General features: G+C 73.0%; 18 protein-coding genes. 12 read left to right on the top strand and 6 right to left on the bottom strand.

Annotation, left to right across the window (positions count from 1 at the left end; translation table 11 throughout):
* Positions 1-3: 3 nt before the first annotated feature.
* Positions 4-1,140 (top strand): glycosyltransferase family 4 protein, encoded by a 1,137-nt coding sequence (locus ACTOWY_RS22825; protein ID WP_441311691.1) that lies wholly within the window; start codon positions 4-6, stop codon positions 1,138-1,140.
* On the opposite strand, the gene ACTOWY_RS22820 is transcribed toward ACTOWY_RS22825, so the two are convergent.
* The 4 genes from ACTOWY_RS22820 to ACTOWY_RS22805 form a co-directional block, all read right to left on the bottom strand.
* The gene (locus ACTOWY_RS22820) at positions 1,125-4,211 is read right to left on the bottom strand and encodes a BTAD domain-containing putative transcriptional regulator (RefSeq protein ID WP_441311690.1); all 3,087 of its coding nucleotides are present in this window, start codon (positions 4,209-4,211) and stop codon (positions 1,125-1,127) included. The two genes, ACTOWY_RS22825 and ACTOWY_RS22820, sit on opposite strands and share 16 nt — an antisense overlap.
* Positions 4,208-7,429 carry a BTAD domain-containing putative transcriptional regulator gene (locus ACTOWY_RS22815; protein ID WP_441311689.1) on the bottom strand — a complete coding sequence of 1,074 codons (3,222 nt, stop codon included), beginning with the start codon at positions 7,427-7,429 and terminating at the stop codon, positions 4,208-4,210. Before ACTOWY_RS22815 ends, ACTOWY_RS22820 begins: the two co-directional genes overlap by 4 nt.
* 28 nt (positions 7,430-7,457) lie before the next feature.
* A complete protein-coding gene (locus ACTOWY_RS22810) occupies positions 7,458-10,652 on the bottom strand; it encodes an AfsR/SARP family transcriptional regulator (protein ID WP_441311688.1) in 3,195 nt (1,064 codons plus the stop codon).
* Positions 10,653-10,835: 183 nt separating this feature from the next.
* Complete coding sequence (locus ACTOWY_RS22805; RefSeq protein ID WP_441311687.1) at positions 10,836-12,629, bottom strand: AMP-dependent synthetase/ligase; 1,794 nt, start codon at positions 12,627-12,629, stop codon at positions 10,836-10,838.
* 111 nt (positions 12,630-12,740) lie between these two features.
* Between ACTOWY_RS22805 and ACTOWY_RS22800 the strand changes: the two genes are divergently transcribed.
* The 9 genes from ACTOWY_RS22800 (at position 12,741) to ACTOWY_RS22760 (ending at position 18,926) form a co-directional block, all read left to right on the top strand.
* Entirely contained in the window at positions 12,741-13,118 is a 378-nt protein-coding gene (locus ACTOWY_RS22800; RefSeq protein ID WP_247758850.1) for a polyketide cyclase / dehydrase and lipid transport, read from the top strand.
* A gap of 9 nt (positions 13,119-13,127) precedes the next feature.
* The gene (locus tag ACTOWY_RS22795; RefSeq protein ID WP_441311686.1) at positions 13,128-13,574 is read left to right on the top strand and encodes an iron chaperone; all 447 of its coding nucleotides are present in this window, start codon (positions 13,128-13,130) and stop codon (positions 13,572-13,574) included.
* A complete protein-coding gene (locus ACTOWY_RS22790; protein ID WP_441311685.1) occupies positions 13,571-14,164 on the top strand; it encodes a Uma2 family endonuclease in 594 nt (197 codons plus the stop codon). The genes ACTOWY_RS22795 and ACTOWY_RS22790 overlap by 4 nt, the downstream gene beginning before the upstream one ends.
* Before the next feature lie 61 nt (positions 14,165-14,225).
* Entirely contained in the window at positions 14,226-15,065 is an 840-nt protein-coding gene (locus tag ACTOWY_RS22785) for a poly(ethylene terephthalate) hydrolase family protein (protein WP_441311684.1), read from the top strand.
* Between the two features lie 14 nt (positions 15,066-15,079).
* Positions 15,080-15,868, top strand: a complete 789-nt coding sequence (locus tag ACTOWY_RS22780) for a metallophosphoesterase family protein (RefSeq protein ID WP_441311683.1) — start codon at positions 15,080-15,082, stop codon at positions 15,866-15,868.
* A 26-nt stretch (positions 15,869-15,894) separates the two neighbouring features.
* A complete protein-coding gene (locus tag ACTOWY_RS22775) occupies positions 15,895-16,335 on the top strand; it encodes an SRPBCC family protein (RefSeq protein WP_441311682.1) in 441 nt (146 codons plus the stop codon).
* 26 nt (positions 16,336-16,361) lie between these two features.
* Positions 16,362-17,576 (top strand): TRC40/GET3/ArsA family transport-energizing ATPase, encoded by a 1,215-nt coding sequence (locus tag ACTOWY_RS22770; RefSeq protein WP_441311681.1) that lies wholly within the window; start codon positions 16,362-16,364, stop codon positions 17,574-17,576.
* Between the two features lie 4 nt (positions 17,577-17,580).
* Positions 17,581-17,982: a hypothetical protein gene (locus tag ACTOWY_RS22765; protein WP_441311680.1), complete on the top strand. Its 402-nt coding sequence runs from the start codon at positions 17,581-17,583 to the stop codon at positions 17,980-17,982.
* Positions 17,976-18,926, top strand: a complete 951-nt coding sequence (locus ACTOWY_RS22760; RefSeq protein WP_441311679.1) for an ROK family glucokinase — start codon at positions 17,976-17,978, stop codon at positions 18,924-18,926. Before ACTOWY_RS22765 ends, ACTOWY_RS22760 begins: the two co-directional genes overlap by 7 nt.
* A 112-nt stretch (positions 18,927-19,038) precedes the next feature.
* Here ACTOWY_RS22760 and ACTOWY_RS22755 read toward each other — a convergent pair whose 3' ends face one another.
* A complete protein-coding gene (locus ACTOWY_RS22755; protein WP_282105624.1) occupies positions 19,039-19,170 on the bottom strand; it encodes a hypothetical protein in 132 nt (43 codons plus the stop codon).
* A gap of 155 nt (positions 19,171-19,325) precedes the next feature.
* The gene (locus ACTOWY_RS22750; RefSeq protein WP_441311678.1) at positions 19,326-19,814 is read right to left on the bottom strand and encodes a hypothetical protein; all 489 of its coding nucleotides are present in this window, start codon (positions 19,812-19,814) and stop codon (positions 19,326-19,328) included.
* 189 nt (positions 19,815-20,003) lie between these two features.
* On the opposite strand from ACTOWY_RS22750, the gene ACTOWY_RS22745 reads away from it, so the two are divergent.
* Both ACTOWY_RS22745 and ACTOWY_RS22740 read left to right on the top strand, forming a co-directional pair.
* On the top strand, positions 20,004-20,717 hold the full coding sequence (locus ACTOWY_RS22745; RefSeq protein WP_247758910.1) for a lysophospholipid acyltransferase family protein: 714 nt from the start codon (positions 20,004-20,006) through the stop codon (positions 20,715-20,717).
* 36 nt (positions 20,718-20,753) lie between these two features.
* Positions 20,754-21,257, top strand: a complete 504-nt coding sequence (locus ACTOWY_RS22740; protein ID WP_441311677.1) for a polyadenylate-specific 3'-exoribonuclease AS — start codon at positions 20,754-20,756, stop codon at positions 21,255-21,257.
* Positions 21,258-21,396: the final 139 nt, after the last annotated feature.

Here is a 21,396-nt window from a genome sequence, read left to right as displayed (position 1 = left end):
CTCGTGCGCCGCACCCTGTTGGTGACGAACGACTTCCCGCCACGACCCGGTGGCATCCAGGCGTACCTGCACTCGCTGGCCACCGCGCTGCCCGCGGACCGCCTGGTGGTCTACGCGCCCGGCTGGGACGGGCCGCCGGCCTCGGCCGCCGAGTTCGACGCCGCCCAGCCGTTCCCGGTGGTGCGGCACGCTTCCCCGGTGCTGCTGCCCGAACCGGAGGTGGTGGCCAGGGCCGCGGACCTCCTGCGGGCCGAGGGCTGCACCTCGGTGTGGTTCGGCGCGGCCGCCCCGCTGGGACTGCTGGCCGCGCGGTTGCGCTCGGCCGGGGCGCGCCGGGTGGTGGCGTGCAGTCACGGGCACGAGGTCGGCTGGTCGATGTTCCCCGGCGCACGCTGGGCGCTGCGCCGGATCGGCGCCGCCGCCGACGTGGTCACCTGCGTGAGCCGCTACACCAGGGCCGCCATCGCCTCCGCCTTCGGCCCGCTGGCCGCCCTGGAACACCTGCCCGCCGGCGTGGACGCCACCTACTACCGCCCGGATTCCGTTGCCCGCCAGGAGATCCGCCGCCGGCACAAACTCGGCGCCGCCCCCGTGGTGCTGTGCCTGTCCCGGCTGGCCCCCCGCAAGGGCCAGGACACCCTGATCCGCGCCCTGCCCCGGATCAGGGCCAGGGTGCCCGGCGCCAAACTGCTGCTGGTCGGCGCGGGCCCGTACCGCAAACGCCTGCGCGCACTGGCCCAGCAGTCCACAGTGGACGAACACGTGATCTTCGCGGGCCAGGTCCCACCCAGCGAGACCCCCGCCTACTACGCCGCCGCCGACGTCTTCGCCCTGCCCTGCCGCAACCGCGGCTTCGGCCTGGACGTGGAAGGCCTGGGCCTGGTGCTCCTGGAGGCGGCGGCGAGTGGATTGCCGGTGGTGGCAGGCGATTCGGGCGGCGCGCCGGAGACGGTGCGGGACGGGGTGACCGGGACCGTGGTCAACCCGCGTTCGGTGCGCGCGGTGGCGGAGTCGGTGACCCGGCTGCTGCTGGATCCGGAGCTGGCGGCCTCGATGGGGCGGGCCGGGCGGGAGTGGATGCGGCGGGCCTGGCGCTGGGACGCGGCGGGGGCGCGGCTGGCGGGTTATCTGGACGGGTGAGTGGCGCCGAGTTCGTCGAGCAGGGCCGTGGCTTCCGCTTCGCCGCGTTCGTGCCCCATCCCCCGGAAGGCGGCCAACGCCGCCGCCGCGTGCCCGGCCGCCACCGCGGACGCGCCCAGCCTGACCTCGGTCCTGGCCAGCACCAGCAGGGCCCTGGCCGCGAAGCCCCCCTGCTGGGTGCGCCGGGCCAGGGCGACCGCCTCGGTGCCGTGCCGCCGGGCCTCGGCGAGTTCGTCCAGGTCCAGGTGGGTCAGGGCGAGTCCGATCAGCGCGCGAGCCTGGTCGCTGTGCTGCTGCAGGGGCACCGCGGCGTCCAAGGTGGCGGTGAAGTGCTCGATGGCCGGCCGGGATCGGCCCTGCCGGTGCTCCGCGAGGCCCGCGCAGTACCGGGAGTAGGCAAGGTTCATCCGGTGCCTGGCCGGGTCCGGGTCGGCGCGCATCAGGTCGAGCTGGCGACGGAGGTTCGGGTAGTCGCCGAGTTCGGCGTAGGCCTCGGCGAGCATGCCCGCGCCGAGCGTCTCCTGCGTGGCGAACCCGAGTTCCCGGCGTAGCTCCTGGGCACGCCACAGACTCCGTACAGCCAGCTCCGGCGCCCCCTCGTGCAGTTCCCGGTCGCCGACGTCGGTGAGGTAGAGCGACTGCACGCCGATCGCCCCGATCTCCGTCGACAGCTTGTGCGCGGCGGACATCGCCTCCGCGGCGGAGCCGAGCTGCCCCTGCCGCAGACAGGCCGCGCCGAGATGGGCCAGCGCGGTGGCCTCGGCCAGCCGTGAACCCGCCTGGGTCGCCACCTCTCGTGCGCGTTCGAAATACTCGCAGGAGACGGACAGCTGACCGGCGAGGCCGCGGGCGTGGCCGATCCGGGTCAGCACGATGCTCTCGCCGACGAGCAGGCCGAGTGCGGCGTAGTGCGTCCTGGCCACGGCGGCGTGCCGCACGCTGGCGCGGTAGTCACCCTGCCAGAGCAGCGCCTCGCTCCAGGCGACCAGCGCGTCCGCCAGTGCTCGGCGGTTCCCGGCCGCCTCGGCCGCCCGGACGGTCAGTTCGGCGATCGGGGCGCGCTCGTCCTGCCGGAAGTGCACGTACAGCTGGCTGAGCATCGCGATGCCGAGCAGCGCGGCCCCCGCCGGATCGTTCCGGGCCGCCCTGGCGTGCATTGCCAGCAGGGTCGCGAACTCGGTCTCGAACCAGGCGACACCCTCGGCCGGGGTGCACAGGGTGAGGCGGGCAGGCGGGGGCGCCCAGTCGTCGAGCGCGGTGCCGGTCGCCGGGCCGTACAGGAAGTGGAGCAGCTGGACGATGACGCCCAGGCAGTGCTCCAGCAGCCGTCGTTCGGCGGCCGACTGCTCCGCCGGCGGGTCCTCGGCCCGGTGCCGCTCACCGGCGTAGATCCGCAGCAGGTCGTGGCTGCGGTACCGGTCGGGCCGGTACTCGTCGACCAGGTGCGCGTCGGCCAGCTCGCGCAGCAGCGGCGTCGCGGGTCCTTCGGCGAGCGCGGTTGCTTCCGGTTCGGCCAGGTCTGAGCCTGGCACCACGCTCAGCAGCCGGAACATCCGCCGCGCCGCGGTGGACAACGTCCGGTAGGACAGGTCGAACGCGCGGCGGACCGCGGTGTCCTGGTCGTCCTCGATGGACAGTTCGCCGAGCCGGTCGCTGCTGCTCAGGCGATGCAGGTAGCCGGGCAGGTCGGGGGTGGGCAGGCAGGCGATGTTGGCCGCGGCCACGCGCAGGGCCAGGGGGAGGCGGGCGCAGAGGTCGGCGAGGCGGGTGGTCTCGGCGGGGTGGGCCTCGACCAGGCTGCGGCCCAGGGTGCGGGTGAGCAGGGTTCTGGCTTCGGTGGGGCTTAGGACGTCCAGGGTGATGCGGCGGCATTCGGGCAGGCCGGGGATGATGCCGCGGCTGGTGATCAGGGTGCGGCAGTGCGGGCCCGTCGGCACCAGGGGGGCGACGGTGGCGGCGGCGTCGGCGTTGTCCAGCAGGACCAGGAAGCGGCGCTCGGCCAGCAGGGACTGGTAGAGCTGGGCCCGGCCGGGTTCGGTCGGCGGGATCTCGGATTCGGCCAGGCCGAAGGCGCGCAGGAAGCGGGCCAGCGCGGCGAAGGGGGCCGGTTTCTCGCCGGGGGAGTAGCCGCGCAGGTCGATGTAGAGCTGGCCGTCGGGGTAGCGGTCCTTGAGCAGGTGTCCGATGTGGACGGCCAGCGCGGTTTTGCCGACGCCGGGCTGGCCGTAGATCACCGTGGTGCCTCTCGGCGCGTCGGTGATGGCCTCGATCAGGTCCGCGCGGCCAACGAAATCGTTGCTGTCCAACGGGAGTTGGTGGATTGGCGGGCCGCGGCGCGGGGGTGGGCCCGGCGGTGGGACCGCCTCGGTGAGGATGGCCTGGTGCAGGGCGCGGAGTTCGGCGGCGGGGTGGATGCCGAGTAGGTCGTGCAGCACGTCGCGGGCGGTCTGGTAGGTCTGCAGGGCCTCGGCCTGGCGGCCTGCCCTGGTCAGGGCGAGCATGAGCTGCGCCCAGTGGCGTTCGCGCAGCGGGTCCTGGGTGGTGAGCCTGCGCAGTTCCACGATCAGGCCGGTGTGCTCGCCGAGTTCCAGGTCCAGGTCGATGCGGCGTTCCAGGGCGCGCTGGTGTTCGGCCTCCACCCCGGCCACGGCCTGGCGCAGGGCGGGGGAGAAGACGTCGGAGAGCGCGGGGCCGCGCCAGAGCGCCAGCGCGGTGCGCAGGGTGTCCCGTTCGGCTCTCGGCTCGCCGCCTGCCTTGGCCAGCAGGGTGCGGAAGCGGTGCAGGTCTACGGAATCGGCCGGCACGTCGGCCTGGTAGCCGGTGGCGGTAGTGCGCAGCACCGGTTCGGGCAGGGCGGCGCGCAGGCGGCGGATGTAGGTCTGCAGCGCGTTCTTCGGGTTGCGCGGCGGCTCCTCCCACACCTGCCCGGTCAGCTCGGCGATGCTCACCGGCCGCCCTGGACGCAGTAGCAGCGCGGCCAGCACGGTGCGGTGCTTGCCTGCCAGGGCGGGCAGTGGCGTGCCGTCCTGCCGGACCTCGGTGGGGCCGAGCAGGCGGAACTCCAGTGTCACGGCGCGGCTCCCTGCGCGGCCAGCCGGGCGGCGAGCCCGGTGCGGTCGACCATGCCCAGCTCACGGTAGAGCGCCACTGCCTCTGTCCACAGTGGACACGCGGCGGCCGGGCCGTCGAGCACCGATCGGGCGTTGCCCAGCACCTCCAGCGCGGTCGCGGCGGCAGGCAGGCGGCCGGTGTCCCGGTGCACCGCCAGCGCGGCCTCGGCCAGTTCGGCCGCGGGCGCCGCCTCGCCAAGGGCGAGGCGGACCTCGGCCAGTTCGGTGAGCGCGTCGCCGAGCACGGTGCGCAGGCCGCCCGCGCGGGCGATGTGCTCGGCCGCCACCGCGTAGGGCAGCGCTTCGGCGGGTTCGTGCAGACCGCGGTGCACCGCGGAGAGGCCGACCGAGATCAGCACCGGGAAGGCCGGGTGTCCCGCGGCGTTGGCCAGTTCCCTGGCGGCCAGGTAGTGGTGGTGCGCCCTGGCCCATTCCCGGTGCCCGCGGTGGATGTCGGCGATGAGCGTGCGGGTGCCCGGCGCCAGCCGGTCCCGGGAGTTGTCCACCGCCACGGCCAGCGCCCGGTCCAGGTGCGCGCGGGCGCCGGGCAGGTCGGCGCGGGCCAGCTGGAGCCGGGCACGCGCTTCGGCCACCATCCGTTCCTGCAATCCGCCCAGGCGCCGGGCCAGTGCCGCCGCCTCGGCCAGCCGCTGCTCGGCCTCGGTGAACTCGCCCAGCGCGGCCAGGGTGTCGGCCAGCTGCACCAGGCACTGCGCCTCGGACTCGTGCGCGTGGTGGCGGCGCATGATCCGGCAGGCGTGCTCGATCCGGTCCTTGGCCTCGGCCAGCCTGCCGACCGCGACGTAGGCGGAGTGCAGGCCCTGACTGGCGTAGGCCTCGCCTGCCGGGTAGCGCGCCTGCCGGCTGAGCCGGATCGCCTTGGTGTAGCGGGCGATCGCCCTGGGGAAGCGGCAGGCCACCTCGTAGGCCATCGCGATGTTGGCCAGCACCAGCCCTTCCCCGCCGAGCCCGCCGACCTCCCGGTACCGCAGCACGGAGTGCGTGCCGTGCCGCACCGCGTCGGCCACCCGCCCGTACAGCGAGAGCACCCCGCTGAGCCCGTTGTGCATATCGGCCTGGCCGATGACGTACCCGCGCCGGATCGCCGCGCGCAGCCCGGTCTCGCAGATGAGCACCTGCTCCTCGAAGTGCCCGTTGGTCCAGAAGTGGTTGGTCAGCGCGGTCGCCAGGTCCACGCACAGCTCGTCCGGGCGGTCCTCGGTGGCCAGCACGGTGGCGATCAGGGTGGCGCGTTCCTCGTCCAGCCAGTGCTTGGCCGCCACCGGCTCGTCGAAGGGGGCGAGTTTGCCGACCACGGCCCGGTTGCGCGGGGCCTCGGCGTAGAGCAGCACGGTGCCGTAGTTCGCGCAGTCCAGCAGGTAGTCGAAAAGCTGTTGCCTGGCTTGGGACACCTCCTCCGGACTGTCCTCCAGGTCGCGTTGCTGGCCGGTGTAGAGCCGGAGCAGGTCGTGGAACTGGTAGCGGCCCTCGCGGTGTTCCTGGACCAGGTGCGCGGTGGCCAGCGCCTGCAGCAGCTCCTCGGCCCGCGGCAGCTCGTATCCGGTGAGCGCGGCGGCGTGCGCGGCGGTGAAGTCCGGGCCGGGCACCAAGCCGAGCAGCCGGAAAAGTCGTTGCGCGGCAACGGAGAGCGTGCCGTAGGACAGGTCGAAGGCGCGGTGCACGGCCGCGTCGTCGTCGCCGTCGATGGCCAGTGCGGCCAGCCGGTTGCCGGTGGCCAGTTCGTGCACGTAGCCGGGCAGGTCGGGTTCGCCGCGGATGGTCAGGTTGGCCGCGGCGATGCGCAGGGCCAGGGGCAGCCGGGCGCACAGCCCGGCCAGTTCGGTGGCCGCTGCCGGGTGCGCTGCCAGGTGCTCGCCGCCCAGGATCGCGCCGATGAGGGCGAGGGAATCCTGTTCTCCCAACGGATCCAGCCGGATCCGCGGAGTGTCCACAGTAGACAGAGCATTGCGGCTGGTGACCAGTCCGGCGCTGCCGGGGGAGTCCGGCAGCAGCGGCAGCAGCTGTTCGGCCGAGCCCGCGTTGTCCAGCAGCACCAGCACCCGCCGCCCGGCCAGCAGCGCCCGGTACTTGCTGATCCGGTCTGCCGTCCGGTACGGCACCTGGTCGGCTGGCACGCCGAGGGCACGCAGGAACTGGCCGAGCACCTGGGCCGGGTCGAGGCGCTCGCCGGGGCAGAAGCCGCGCAGGTTGACGTAGAGCTGCCCGTCCGGGAAGGCCGGACGCAGCAGGTGCCCGGCGCGCACGGCCAGCGCGGTCTTGCCGATGCCGGGCTGCCCGCAGACCAGCACCCGCCGCGCCTGCTGCCGCACCAGCAGGCCGGTGAGCGCGCGCAGTTCCTCCCGGCGGCCGGTGAAGTCGCCGATGTCGGAGGGCAGCTGGCAGGCCGGTCGCCAGAGCACGGCCGGGGCGGCGGGCGGGGCGAGTTCGGGCGCGTTGGTGAGCACGGCCTCGTGCATCCAGCGCAGCCGCGGCCCCGGCTGCACCCGGAGTTCGGTGTGCAGGGTGGCCGCGGCGGTGGCGTAGGCCTGCACCGCCTCGGCCGGGCGCTGGGCGCGGTAGAGGGCGAGCATGAGCTGGCTCCAGAACACCTCGTGCACCGGGTGCTGCCGGGTGAGCAGCTGGAGTTCGCCGATCACCGCGGTGTGCTCGCCGCGGTCGAGGTCGAGCTGGATCCGCCGGGCCAGCGCGGTCAGCCGCAGCCCGGCCCAGCGGGCGGTCTCGGGGGTGGCGAACTCCGGCGCGGGCACGTCCGCGAACGCCTCGCCGCGCCACTGGGCCAGCGCGGCGGTCAGTTCGGCGTGTTCGGCCGCGGTGTCCTGGACCTCGTCGGCCCGCCGCAGGTGCGCGGCGAAGCGGTGCAGGTCGACGGCGTCGGCCGGCACGTCGAGCAGGTAGCCGTGCTCGACGGTGCGGATGGCCGCGGCGCCGAGCTGGCCGCGCAGCCGCTGCACATAGGTGTGCACCGCGCCGCGCGGGTTGCGCGGCCTGCCGTCAGCAGGCCACAGGTGCCCCGCGATGGTCTCGGCCGCCACCGGCCTGCGCGGGTTCAGCAGCAGACAGGCCAGCAGGATCCGGTGCTGGGCCGCGCCGATCCGCAGCGGCTGGCCGTCCTTGGTCACCTGCAGTGGGCCGAGGACCCGGAAATCCAGCTCGGTCACGCCTACCGCCCCCTCTCCGCTGATCTGTCTACTCGACCCCAGCGGGTTCCCGGTGCCGCCCCCACAACTCGGCGAAGAGCGCGTCGGCCCGCTGCCGGTAGGACTGGGCCGCGGCGGTGTCCGCGCCGAGGGCCAGGCCGTCGGCGATGATCAGCAGCGTGCGGGCCTCGCCGAGCCGGTGCCCGGTCTCGGTGTGCAGGTCCAGGGCCTGCTGTGCGGTGGCCAGGGCCACGCCCGCGCCGCCGCCGGCCAGCACGGCCGCGGCCAGCGCGGTCAGCGCCTGGCCGATCTTGACCTGCCTGCCTGCCGCGCGGGCCACCCGTTCGGCCTCCCGGCCGCAGTGCAGTGCCTCCTCGGCGGCGCCCGCGGCGGTGTGCGCCTGGGTGAGCACGATCAGCGCGTCGATCTCGGTGCCGGCGTGCGCGATGTCGCGGGCCAGGCCGAGTGAGCCGGTGGCGGCACGCAGCGCGGCGGTGTGCTCGCCGGCGGCCAGGTGCAGGGCGGCCTGGGTGCACAGCGCGTCGCATTCGGTGCGCCGGTCGTCCACCGCGCGCGCGTTGGCCAGCGCGGCCTCGGCGTGCCGGGCGGCTTCGGCGTGCTCGCCCAGGTCCAGGTGCACCCTGGCCAGCGCCTCCTGGGTGTTGGCCTGGTCGTAGCGGGAGCCGTGGTCGGCGTAGAAGTCCAGCGCCTCGCCCAGGTGCGCGGCGGCGGTGCGCAGCCTGCCGAGGTCGGCCAGCACGATGGAGAGGTTGACCAGGGTGCTGTGCGCCAGGGCCGCCGCGCCGAGTTCGCGGTGCAGGGTGACCGCCTGGAGCAGGTGGTCGGCGGCCTCGGTGAGCCTGCCGAACACCGCGTGCGCGATGCCCAGGTTGTTCAGCGTGGTGGCGGTGGCCTTGGCGGTGGCCACCGTGCGCGGCCGGCCGGCGCGCAGGCTCAGCGCGCGCTGGAAGTGCTCGACGGCCTGCTGGTAGTCGCCGCCGTTGCTGTGCGCGGTGCCGATGTTGTGGTGCATGGTCGCGGCGGCCTCGACCTCGCCGTGCTGCTGGGCGGCGCGCAGCGCGGCGTGCCCGGCGGCCAGCCATTCCGCGGTGTGCCGGTGCGCGTAGAAGTACAGCCGCAGCGAGTCGATGAGGTGCCAGGCGGTCTCCGGCGGCCCGTGGTCGGCGGCGTGGTGCACCGCGGCGAGCAGGTTGGCGCGTTCGGTGTCCAGCCAGGCCAGCGCGGCCGGACCGGTGTCGAACCCGGGCGCGGGGACGTCCTCGGTGTCCCTGGGCAGCAGCAGCGCGTCGGGGTAGAGCCGCCGGATCGCGTGGTCCGCGCCGGCCAGGTAGGCCGCGAACAGCCGCCGCCTGGCCGCGGCCAGGTCCGCGCCGGAGTCCTCTTCCTCGCCCAGGTCCAGGGCGTAGCGGCGGAGCAGGTCGTGGAAGTGGAAACGTCCGGTGCGCGGGGCAGGGTCGGAGAGGTGGCCGACCAGGTTGGCCGCGGCCAGCCGGTCCAGCAGCCGGTCCGCCTCGGCCAGGTCGATCCCGGCCAGCGCGGCGGCGGCCTGGGCGGTGAAGTCGGGGCCGGGGACCAGGCCGAGGTGCCGGAACAGGCGGCGGGCGTCGGCGGGCAGCGCGGTGTAGGACAGGTCGAAGGCGGCGTGCACCGCGGTCTGGTCGTCGCCGTCGATGCTCAGCGCGGCGATGGTGCCGGCGCGCAGTTCGTCCCGGTAGCCGCCGAGGGTGTGCCGGGGGTTGCTGACCAGGTTGGCCGCGGCGATCCGCAAGGCGAGCGGCAGCCGGGCGCACAGTTCGGCCAGCGCGTCCGCAGCCAGGGGTTCGGCGGCCACCCGCTCCGGCCCGAGGATGGCGGCCAGCAGCCCGCGGGCCTCCGGCCGGTCCAGCACCTCCAGGGTGAGCCTGCGCGCGCCCTGCAGCGCGGTGAGCCCGCGCAGGTCGTCCCGGCTGGTCACCAGCACCCCGCAGCGTGCCTCGGCGGGCAGCAGCGGCCGGACCTGGTCGGCGGCGGCGGCGTTGTCCAGCACCACCAGCATCCGGCGGCCGGTGAGCAGCGACCGGTACAGCGCGGCCTGCTCCTCGATCTCGGCCGGGATCTGCTTCTGCGCCACCCCGAGCACCCGCAGGAAGTGCGCGAGCGCCTCGGCCACGGTCATCGGCCTGCTGGTGGCGTGGCCACGCAGGTTGATGTGCAGCTGCCCGTCCGGGAACCGCTCGCCGAGCCGGTGCGCGGCCCGCACGGCCAGCGCGGTCTTGCCGATGCCCGGCGGTCCGGAGAGCACCACGATCGGCGCCGCGGTGCCCGGCGCCGCCCCGGCCAGCAGTTCGCCGATCTGGGTCAGTTCCGGCTCGCGGCCCACGAAGTCGGCCAGGTCGGGCGGGAGCTGACGCGGCACCCCGGCCCGCGGCGCCTCGGCGATGGGGGCGCCGGGGTCGACCGGGCAGGGCGCGGCCAGCGCGGGATCGTTGACCAGGATCGCCCGGTGCAGCTGGCGCAGTGCCTCACCGGGGTCGATGCCCAGTTCCTCGGCCAGGGTGTCGCTGACCTGGTGGAAGGTGCGCAGCGCCTCGGCCTGCCGGTCGCAGCGGTAGAGGGCGAGCATGAGCTGGTGCCAGAACCGTTCGCGCAGCGGGTGCTCGGCGGTGAGCCGCTGTAGTTCGCCCGCGAGTTCGGTGTGCCTGCCCAGCTGCAGGTCCACCTCGATCCGCCGCTCCAGGACCTGCAGCCGTTCCTCGGCCAGCCGGGGCGCCTCGTCCCGGCGCAGCGCGTCGGAGGGCACCCCGGTGAGCGCCTCGCCGCGCCAGAGCGCCAGCGCCGCCCGCAGCCGGTCGGCCTCGCCCGCCGGATCATCCTGGGCGGCCAGTGCCCGGCCCTGCGCCAGCAGCTCGCGGAAGGCGAACAGGTCGAGCTGGGCGGGGGTGAGCCGGATCAGGTAGCCCTCGGGCCGGGTGTGCACGAGCTGGTCGGGGCCGGGTTCGTCGCCCAGGGCCTGGCGCAGCCGCATCACGTAGGTCTGCAGGGTGCCGCGGGCGCGGGCGGGCGGGTGCTCACCCCAGATCCGGTCGGTCAGCTCCTCCAGCGGCACCACCTGGTTGGCCCGCAGCAACAGGGTGGCCAGCAGCGCCCGGTGTTTTCCGGCCCGTACCTCGATCGGCAGTCCGCCACGGCGGACCTCGACCGGTCCGAGAAGCCGGAAAACCACCTCCTTGGGCGCTGATTCCATCAAATCCTTCCCCCTGTGCCCTGGTTGCGGGCACCATGAAACCCGGGTGGAGCGTGCCCCGAACACTGTAGGCCGCCGCGTTAGCCACACGTCAGCGAGACGACAGCGCCGTCCGGCAATCTTCTTGCCAGGGGGGCCGGGTGGCCCGCGCTACAGGGGGACGAAGCGCGGGTCACCCGATATTTATTTCTGGCTGTACATGCCGGTGATCTCGGTCGAGTAGGTCTCGTTCACCACGTTCCGGCGCAGCTTCAGACTCGGCGTCAGCTCGCCGCCGGCCTCGGTGAAGTCCACCGGCAGGATCCGGAACTTCTTGATCGCCTCCGCGTTGGACACCGCCTGGTTGGCCTCGGCCACCGCGGCCTCGATCTCCCCGCGCAGGTCCGCGTCCTCGCTCAGCTCGGCCACGGTCGCGGCCTCGGCCTTGCCGTGCTGCTTCTTCCAGGCCGGGAAGAACTCCGGGTCCACCGTGATCAGCGCGGCGATGAAGGGCTGCCGGTCGCCGACCACCATGCACTGGCTGATCAGCGGGTGCGCCCGCAGCCGGTCCTCCAGCACCGCGGGGGCGACGTTCTTGCCGCCCGCGGTCACAATGATCTCCTTCTTCCGGCCGGTGATGCTGAGGAAGCCCTCGTCGTCGAGTTCGCCCAGGTCACCGGTGTGGAACCAGGCGTCCCGGATGGCCTCGGCGCTGGCAGGCTCGTTCTTCCAGTAGCGCTGGAAGACGATCTCGCCCTTGATCAGCACCTCGCCGTCCTCGTCGATGCGCACCGAGGTGCCGGCCACCGGGCGGCCGACCGAGCCGATCCGGATCGCGTCCTGGGTGTTCACGCAGGCCGCGGCGCTGGTCTCGGTGAGGCCGTAGCCCTCGTAGACGGTGACGCCGACGCCGCGGAAGAAGTGCGCCAGCCGGGTGCCCAGCGGCGCGCCGCCGGAGACCGCGGCCTGGCAGCGGCCGCCAAGGGCGTTGCGCAGCTTGACGTAGACCAGCTTGTCGAAGATCGCGTGCTTGATCTTGAGCCCGAGCCCGGCGCCGCCGTGGTCGGCCGCCTCGCTGTAAGCCACCGCGGTGGCCTCGGCCAGGTCGAAGATCTTGCCCTTGCCGTCGCCGTGCGCCTTCTGCTTGGCGCCGTTGTAGACCTTCTCGAACACCCTCGGCACCGAGACCACCAGCGTGGGCCGGAACGTGCCGAGGTCGGCGACCAGGTTCTTCACATCGGCGGTGTGCCCGACCGTGGTGCGGGTGTAGACCGCGCACACCGCCAGCACCCTGGCCAGCACGTGTGCCAGCGGCAGGAAGGCCAGCAGCGAGTTCCCGGCCTGCAGCAGGGTGGGGAAGGCGGAGATGGCGGCGCGGATCTCGGAGAGCAGGTTGCGGTGGGACAGCTCGCAGCCCTTGGGGCGGCCGGTGGTCCCGGAGGTGTAGATGATGGTGGCCAGGTCATCGGCCCGGACCGCCGCGCGCCGGGCGTGCACCTCGGCGTCGGGGATGTCCTTGCCCGCCTCGACCAGTTCGGCCACCGCGCCGGCCTCGACCTGCCACACGTGCTTCAACTCGGGCAGGTTGCCGCGCACCCCGTCCAGGGTGCTGCGGTGCGCCGCGGTCTCCACGACCACCGCGCGCGCCCCCGAGTCGGACAGGTTCCACTCGACCTGGGCGGCCGCCGAGGTCTCATAGATCGGCACGCTGACCGCGCCGGCGAACCAGATCGCGTAGTCGAAGAGGGTCCACTCGTAGCGGGTCTTGGACAGCAGACCGATCCGGTCGCCCTGCTGGATGCCCGCCGCGATGAAGCCCTTGGCCACCGCGACGACCTCGGCCGCGAAGTCCTTGGCGGTCACGTCCAGCCAGGTGCCATCCACCCGTCTGCGGAAACTCACCGCTGTGGCGAACCGCTCGGCGTTGGCCTGCACCATGTCGGTGAGGTTCTCCTCATCGGCCACGGTGGCGGTGGCCGGGACGCTGAACTCTCGCACGTCAACCTCGCTAACGGGGGGACGGTGTTACTGACGGGTTAACCTAGCTCTTTGTGACGCTGTGACAATAGGGCGTAACCCACCTGTGGCCGTTATGGCACGCTTCGTCCCATGTCCTCGGTAGACGTGGTTGACGAACTCTTCATCACGGTCCCGCCGTCCACCCTGGCCGCCAGCCTGGCCGATCCGGCCGCCTGGCGCGAGTACTGGCCGGACCTGGAACTGTCTGTCTACGCCGACCGCGGCGCCGAGGGCCTGCGCTGGACGGTCTCCGGCGCGCTCACCGGCACCATGGAACTGTGGCTGGAGGCCGTGCTGGACGGCACCGTGGTGCACTACTTCCTGCGCGCCGACCGGCCAGGCGAGGTCCCGTTCACCCCGCGCGAGGCCCAGCGCGAGACCGTCCGCCGCCAGCGGGCGCAGAAAAAGGTCGCGTTCACCTGGAAGGACCTCCTGGAAGCCGGGCGCGCTGTCGGTGTCGCGCCCTAGCCTGCCTGCATGCAGAGCAGCGCGGACACCGTTGAGGAGTACCTGGCCGAACTGCCGGCTGACCGGCGCGAGATCGTCGCCGCCGTCCGCGAGGTGGTGCTGGCGAACCTGCCCGAGGGCTACGCCGAGGGCATGGACTTCGGGATGATCTGCTGGCACATCCCGCTGAGCCGCTATCCCAAGACCTACAACGGCCACCCGCTCGGCTACGTCGCGCTGGCCTCGCAGAAGCAGTACCTGTCGCTGTACCTGATGGGGATCTACGGCGCGGCGGACGGGGCCGAGGAGTTCCGGGCCCGGTTCGAGGCGACCGGGCGCAAGCTCAACATGGGCAAATCCTGCGTGCGCTTCAAGAAGCTGACCGACCTGCCGCTGGACCTGATCGGCGAGGTGGTGGCCCAGGTGCCGGTGGAGCGCTACATCGAGATCTACGAGAACTCCCGCGGCGCGCGGTGAGCCTCGACCGGTCGGCGCTCGCCCGTGCCGCGCTGGGTCGCCTGCTGACCATCGCCGAGTACCAGGCCCTGGGCGAGATCGAGTTCGGCTACAGCGAACTCCAGGAGGGCCGGGTGGTGATGTCGCCGAACCAGGACCTCACGCATGCCCGGACAGCACAGCGGTTCGCGGACCAGCTGACCAGGCAACTACCGGCGGGTGTCGAACTGATCTGCCGGGTCGACATCGACCTGGAGCTGGCCCCGGCGGACCAGCCGGGATCGTCCCGGCGGCCGGACCTGGTGGTCGTGGACCAGGCGTGCCTGCCCAGGGTGCGAACCGAGGGCGGCATGATCCGCGCTGACGAGGTGATGATCGCCGTCGAGGTCGTGGCTCACGGCTCCCGGCGGACCGACCACGTGCTCAAACGCCAGGACTACGCCGATGCGGGAATCCCGCACTACTGGATTCTCGATGTCGGCGAGCCCGTTGCGCTGATCTCGTGCCGCCTGACCGAGAACTTCGGCTACCAGGACGAGTCTCGGGCCACCGGCGCCTTCCGCACCAGCGCGCCGTTCCCGATCACCGTCGATCTGAACCGCCTCGGCTAGCGCAGGCCCCTCTTGTCCGGCCACTGTCGATCCTGCCCGGCAAACCCAGTACCAAAGGCACATGAGAACTCTCCAGCGGTTCGCCGCTGTCGCCGCGGCACTGCTGGCCACCACGGTGATCACCCCCGTGGCCGCCGCGCCGACCGCCTGCCCCTCGGTCAACGGCAACTGGACCGCCCCCGGCCCCTTCGCCGTCACCAGCGCCGCCACCGGCACCGGCCACACCCTGTTCCGCCCCACCAACCTCGGCACTCTCGGCTGCGCCAAGCACCCCGTCCTGCTCTGGGCCAACGGCGCGCTCGGCACCGTCGCGGCCTACACCCCGCTGCTCACCCACTTCGCCTCGCACGGCTTCCTCGTCGCCGCGGGCGAGGGCCAGTCCGGTTCCGGCCAGCCGCTGCTCGCCGGACTCGACCACCTCACCGCCGAGAACGCCAGGCCGGGCAGCGTCTACGCGGGCAAGGTCGACCTGGACCGGGTCGGCGCCACCGGGCACTCCCTCGGCGGTGGGGCCGCGATCGGGGCTGGCGCGGACCCGCGGGTGGACACGGTGGCGCCGCTGTTCGGCGGGCCGTTCAACAATCCGGGGAACCTGCGTGGGCCCGCGTTCTTCACCGCGGGGCAGCACGATCTCGTGGTGGGCTCGCCGGTGGTGTGGAGCCAGTACGCGCGGGCGGGACAGGTGCCCGCGGTCTTCGGTGAACTGCGTGGCGCCGGGCACCTGGCCAGCTTCGACCTGCGCGGGCCGGTGACGGCCTGGTTCCGCTGGCAGCTCATGGCGGACGGGCAGGCGCGCGGGCTGTTCTCCGGGCAGAACTGCGAGTACTGCGGGGCGGGCGCGGGGACTCCCTGGTCGAAGTTCGAGCGCAACGCGAAGGCGGAAGCGACCGCGACACAGTGACCTAAAGTCGTTGTGTGCGAGTTCATGTGGTCTCCGACGTCCATGGCAACGCCGACGCGCTGGCCAGGGCAGGGGACGGGGCGGACGCGCTGGTCGTGCTCGGCGACCTGCTGGACTTCGTCGACTACCACCAGCACGAGCGCGGGATCTTCGGCGCGGTCTTCGGTGCGGAGAAGGTCCGCCAGTTCGCCGAGTTGCGCAAGGGCGGGCGGCGGGGTGAGGCCGGGGCGTTCGTGCGGTCGCTGTGGGCCGGGCTGGCGGATGCGGGCGCGGTGATCGAGGAGGCGGCGCGGGAGCAGTACGCGGCCATGTTCGGCGCGATGACCGCGCCGACCTACGCCACCCCCGGCAACGTCGACCTGCCCTACCTGTGGAAGGAGTTCGCCGGGGCCGATCTCCAGGTCCTCGACGGGGATGTGGCCGAGATCGGCGGGCTGCGGTTCGGCTTTGTCGGCGGGGCGCTGCTGGCCCCCGGCACCAGCCTGCCCAAGCAGGCGCCCTGGCTGCCCTACCTGCGTTCGGAGCAGGAGCACGCCGAGGCTGTGCTCGATCTCACCGCCGTCGACGTGCTCTGCACGCATATTCCTCCGGCGCGGGCCGAACTGACCTACGACGTCATCGCGCGGCGGGCCGAGTTCGGCTCCCGGGCCATCCTGGAGGTCATTGACCGGGACCGGCCGCGCTGGTCGGTGTTCGGGCACGTGCACCAGCCGCTGGCCCAGCGGATCCGGATCGGGCGGACCGAATGCGTCAACGTGGGTCATTTCCAGCGCCGGGAGCGGCCGTACGTGCTGCGGTGGTGACCCCCGAACGCGGTAACCTCCCCGGCATGGCCGACCAGTCCACCCAGTCCATCGTCATCGACGCCTCGCCCGAGGAGATCATGGCGGTGATCTCCGACTTCGTCAGCTACCCCGACTGGGCCGACCAGTTCAAGGCCGTCGAGGTGCTGGACACCGATGACGCGGACCGCCCGAGCCAGGTCCGGTTCAAGGTGGACGCCGGCGCGTTCAAGGACGAGTACGTGCTCGCCTACGAGTACAGCGAGGACAACCGCTCGCTGGGCTGGAACCTGGTCAAGGGCACCATGCAGAAGGCCCAGAACGGGCGCTACCAGCTCGCCGCCGAGGGTTCCGGCACCAAGGTCACCTACTCGCTCACCGTCGAGCTGGCCATCCCGATGATCGGGCTGTTCAAGCGCAAGGCGGAGAAGATGATCATGGATATCGCGCTGAAGAACCTCAAGCGCCGGGTCGAGAGCACCGGCTGAACCCGCGTCACGGAGAATCGTTCCTCGTGCGTGTCCTGCTGTTCACCGGTAAGGGCGGGGTGGGCAAGACGACCCTCGCCGCCGCGACGGCCGCCCGCCTCGCGGCAGACGGCCACAAGGCGCTGGTCGTCTCCACCGACCCCGCGCACTCTCTGGCCGACGCGCTCGGCGCGCCACTGACCTCCGCCCCGGCCGAGGTCGAGGGCGCGAGCGGGCTGTACGCGGCGCAGATCGACGCCCGCGGGCTGGTCGACGGGGCCTGGCAGGAGCTGCGCGGGCACCTGCACACCGTGCTCGCCGGGGCCGGTGTGGACGAGCTGGACGCCGAGGAGCTGACCGTGCTGCCCGGCGTGGAGGAGCTGCTCGCCCTCGCCGAGGTCGAACGCGCCGCCCGCCTGGGCCCGTGGGAGACCGTGATCGTGGACTGCGGTCCCACCGCCGAGACGCTGCGCCTGCTCGCCCTGCCCGAGGCCTTCGCCGGCTACCTGGAACGACTCTTCCCAACGCACCGCCGGGTGGTCCGCGGGCTGCTCGCCGGGGTCGCGGGCAGCGCCACCGTGGAGAAGTGGGACGCCGCGGCCGAGGCCCTCGGCAGGCTCGCCATCCGCCTGGAAGCCCTGCGCGACCTGCTGGTCAGCCCCGAGCACACCAGCGTCCGCCTGGTGCTGACGCCGGAGCGGGTGGTCACCGCCGAGACCCGGCGCACGCTGACCGCGCTCGCGCTGCAGGGCATCCGGGTGGACGGACTGGTCGCCAACCGGGTGCTGCCCGACTTCGGCGCGGCCGGTCGCGGGCCCGCCGCGCAGTGGCTGCGCACCCGGCGCGGCGAACAGGACACCGTGCTGGCCGAACTGCACGAGGCCACCGAGGTGCCGGTGCGCACCGTCGAGCACCGCGCCGAGGAACCGGTCGGCGTGGCCGCTCTCCTGGAACTGGCCGCCGAGCTGTACGGCGAGGGCGATCCCCTGGCCGGCGCCGCCCGGCCGCCGCTGGTCTCGGTCAGCGGCACCGGCCGCGGCCTGGAGGCCAGGTACGAGCTGCACCTGGCGTTGCCGCTGCTGGCCGAGTCCACTGTGGACCTGGCGCGGGTGGACGATGATCTGGTGGTCACCGTGGACGGCAGGCGCAAACTGGTCGCGCTGCCCGCGGTGCTGCGGCGATGCGAGGTGACCGGGGCGGCGGCCGGGTCCGAGGGACTCACCGTGCGGTTCCAGCCCGACCCCCGGCTCTGGATGCGGTGAGGCGATGAACGAGCAGAACACCCCAGGCGACGGACAGACCCGGCTGGCCGAGGAGGCCAGGCTGTTGCTGGACGCCGTGGCCGACCGCGCCGTGCCCTGGCTGCGCAAGATCGCCGCCGACGCGCCGCCGGAAGGACACAACCCGGCCAACTGCGGCTGGTGCCCGCTGTGCGCGGCCATCGCGGTGCTCCGCGGCGAACGGCCGGAGCTGGCCGTGCGCGCCGCCGACCACCTGGCCGGACTGCTCGGCACCCTGCGCTCGGCCATGGAGGAACGCGTCCCCGCGTCCCCGGCCGAACCCCGCGCCGAGCACGAGGCCGCCGCCGGGTCCTCACCTGCCGATCAGCCCGCACCGCCGCCGGGCACGCCCCGGGTGCAGCGGATCACCGTGGAGCGGGAGTGCTGACTGTCGGCATCGATGTCGGCGGGACCACGGTGCGCGCGGGAGTCGTCGACAACCACGGATCCGTGCTGGACACCGCCCGCACCGCCACCCCGGCCGGGCAGGACGCGCTGGAGAACGCGATCAGCTCGGTGGTGGCCCAGCTGACCCACCGGCACGAAGTGTCCGCCGTCGGCCTGGCCGTGGCCGGTTTTGTCACCGAGGACCGGCGCGGGGTGCGCTTCGCCCCGCACCTGGCCTGGCGGCAGGCCCCGGTCGCGGACCGGATGTCCCGCAAACTGCGGCTGCCCGTGGTGCTCGAACACGACGCCAACGCCGCGGCCATGGCCGAGTACCGCTTCGGCGCCGCCCGCGGCGCCCGGGTGGCGGTGATGGTCGCCCTGGGCACGGGCATCGGCGGCGCGCTGCTCATCGACGGCGAGGTCTTCCGCGGCGCGCACGGCGTCGCCCCCGAACTCGGCCACCTGCGGGTGGTGCCCGGCGGTCGCCCGTGCCCGTGCGGCAAACGGGGCTGCTGGGAGCGCTACTGCTCGGGCACCGCGCTGGCCGCGACCACGGTCGAACTGCTGGCCACCGAACCTGGCCTGTCCACCGTGCTGGCCCGCGAACCCGTCCGGGACGGCCGCGCCGTCACCGGTCGCGCGGTGGCCGGGGCGGCCCGCGAGGGCGACCCCTTGGCGTTGCGGGCCTTCGCCGAACTGGCCCGCTGGCTGGGCGAGGGCCTGGCCCTGGTCGCCGACGTCTACGACCCGGAGGTCGTGGTGATCGGCGGCGGGGTGTCCGAATCCGCGCCGCTGTTCCTGGACGAGGCCCGCGAGCACTACGCCAAGCAGGTCACCGGGGCAGGCCACCGGCCGCTGGCGCGCATCCGCCCGGCCCAGCTCGGCGACGACGCCGGCATCGTGGGCGCGGCGGCGCTGGCCGCGGACCTGGTCGCCCGGGTCTGACCCGGCTGCGGGAAAGCCTTCGAAAAGACAACGGACCCGGCGTGAAGGCACGGGTCCGGCAAGAGGAAACGCCTGGCTGAACCGGCGACGCTGCCGGTCAGGCGGGGCTGAGTCAGCGGCCGCTGCGGCGGAACAGGCGGCGGCGGAGGCCACCGGTGGTGTTGCGACGGTGCTGCTTCTGCTCACGCGCCCAGCTCGTCTCGGCGAGCGCCTTGGCGAGCCACATGGCCTGGAGCTGATCCATGGAGTCCGGACCTGCCTTCCGTGTCTGTATCGGTTCTGACGAGTCTCAGAATACGGCTCGGCTGAATCGGTACACAAACGGATAAGCCCAGTTCGTGGCGTAGTTCACCGTGTTACGGCCGGCCGTGTGAGCCGGCTCTCGCCACACCGGGCGAGCTAGACCTGCGCGCCGTCGTCCCAGCCGGAGTCCGGCGGCGGGCCCTTGCGCATGTTGACCACCAGCCAGCCGATGCCACCGCTGATCAGCAGCAGCCCCAGCGGGAACGCGGTGCTCCACAGCATCCCGATCAGCCCGTGCACGAAGAACAGCAGCACGCCCAGGGCGATCAGGGCCAGCGAGGCGACCGTGGTGCGGCGCATCGGCGGCAGCGGTGGCGGCTCTGGGGGTTCGTAGTGGCCCTCGTCCTCCTCGGGCGGGGCCGGGGGCCGGGACGGCGGGGCGTCCTTCTCGACGGTGGCCGCGCGGTCGGGGCGCGGCGTGCGTTCGGCCTCGGTGGACTCCGGGGCTTCGGCGGCCTTGGCCGCGGCCTCCGGGCTTTCCGGCCATTCCGGCGCGCTGCCCTCACGGCGCAGCCCCGCGACGATCGCCTCGAAGGCGGCGTCGACGTCCTCCGGGCCGTTGGTCTCCTCCGCGCGGTTGCTCATCATCCGCCATCGTCCCACGACCGGGGCGCCTCCGGCAGGCGTCCTGATAGCCCTACCGGCAGAACAAGATGGGTGTGTCTGGTCACCACTGCACGTCAACGGGTGCGTTGCCGTTGTGCGCAGTCGAACTCGCTCCGTAGTCTGGAGTACACCGGCCTGGTCTGGGCTTTGAGGGAGGCGCTTTCCGCGGTGTTGTGGTGGGTGATGAAGTGGGTCCTGCTCGGGCCGATCTTGCGTCTGTTCTTCCGTCCGTCCATTCAGGGCCTTGAGCACATCCCGGAGTCCGGTGGGGCCATCCTGGCCAGCAACCACCTGGCGGTGGCCGACTCGTTCTTCCTGCCGTTGATGGTGCCGAGGCGGGTGACCTTCCTGGCCAAGCGGGAGTACTTCACCGGCAAGGGCGTCAAGGGCCGGTTCAAGCGCGCCTTCTTCGGCGGCCTCGGCCAGGTGCCCATCGACCGGTCCAGCGCGGTGGCCGCGCAGGCCGCCCTGGACACCGGCGTCCGGCTGCTCAAGGAGGGCAAGCTGCTCGGGATCTATCCCGAGGGCACCCGCTCGCCCGACGGCAGGCTGTACAAGGGCAAGACGGGCGTGGCCCGGATGGCCCTGGAGGCCGGGGTGCCGGTGGTGCCGGTGATCATGATCGGCACGGACCGGGCGAACCCGATCGGCTCCAAGATGTGGCGGCCGCACAAGATCCGGATCGTGGTGCTCCCGCCGCTGGACTTCTCCCGGTACGAGGGCCTCGGCGGGGACCGGTTCATCGAGCGGTCCATCACCGACGAGATCATGTACGCCCTGATGGAGACCTCCGGCCAGGAGTACGTGGACGTCTACGCGGCCAAGCTCAAGGATCCGCAGCCCGCGCCTGCCGCGGCCAAGCCCGCGCGCAAGGCGGCCTGAGCGCGGGTCGGCCACGGCGGCGACTAACCTTGGCCGGTGCGGTTCTTCTACGACTGTGAGTTCATCGAGGACGGTGTCACCATCGACCTCGTCTCCATCGGGGTGGTGAGCGAGGACGGCCGCGAGTACTACGCCGTGTCCACCGAGTTCGATCCCGACCGGGCCGGGCCGTGGGTGCGGCAGAACGTGCTCAACCAGCTGCCCCCGCCCTCGGATCCGCACTGGCGCAGCCGCGCTCAGATCCGCCGCGAGCTGCTGGACTTCGTGACCGAGTCGGACAACCAGCCCGAGCTGTGGGCCTGGTTCGCCGCCTACGACCACGTGGCGCTGGCCCAGCTCTGGGGCGCCATGCCGGCGTTGCCGCAGGAGCTGCCCCGGTTCACCAGGGATCTGCGGCAGCGCTGGGAGGATCTGGGCAAGCCCCGGCTGCCCGGACCGCCCGCGGACGCGCACGACGCGCTCGCCGATGCCCGGCACAACCACCAGCGCTGGCAGATCATGGAGCAGACCCGGCAGCGGAAGGGCTTCGCGGTCCGCTGAGCGCACGGGCTTAGTTCCGCCGGTTTCGCGGAAGTTCCGCAGATGTTGCCGGTTCTAGCCACCCCGCTTGCTGCACCGATCCAGCTACCGGCACACTCGGCGGTGACGCGAGACGACGGTCACATGGCCGGCGTGACGA

The organism is Crossiella sp. CA198, from assembly GCF_052078295.1.
Taxonomy (GTDB): domain Bacteria; phylum Actinomycetota; class Actinomycetes; order Mycobacteriales; family Pseudonocardiaceae; genus Crossiella.
This window is presented reverse-complemented; position numbering and strand designations above follow the sequence as displayed.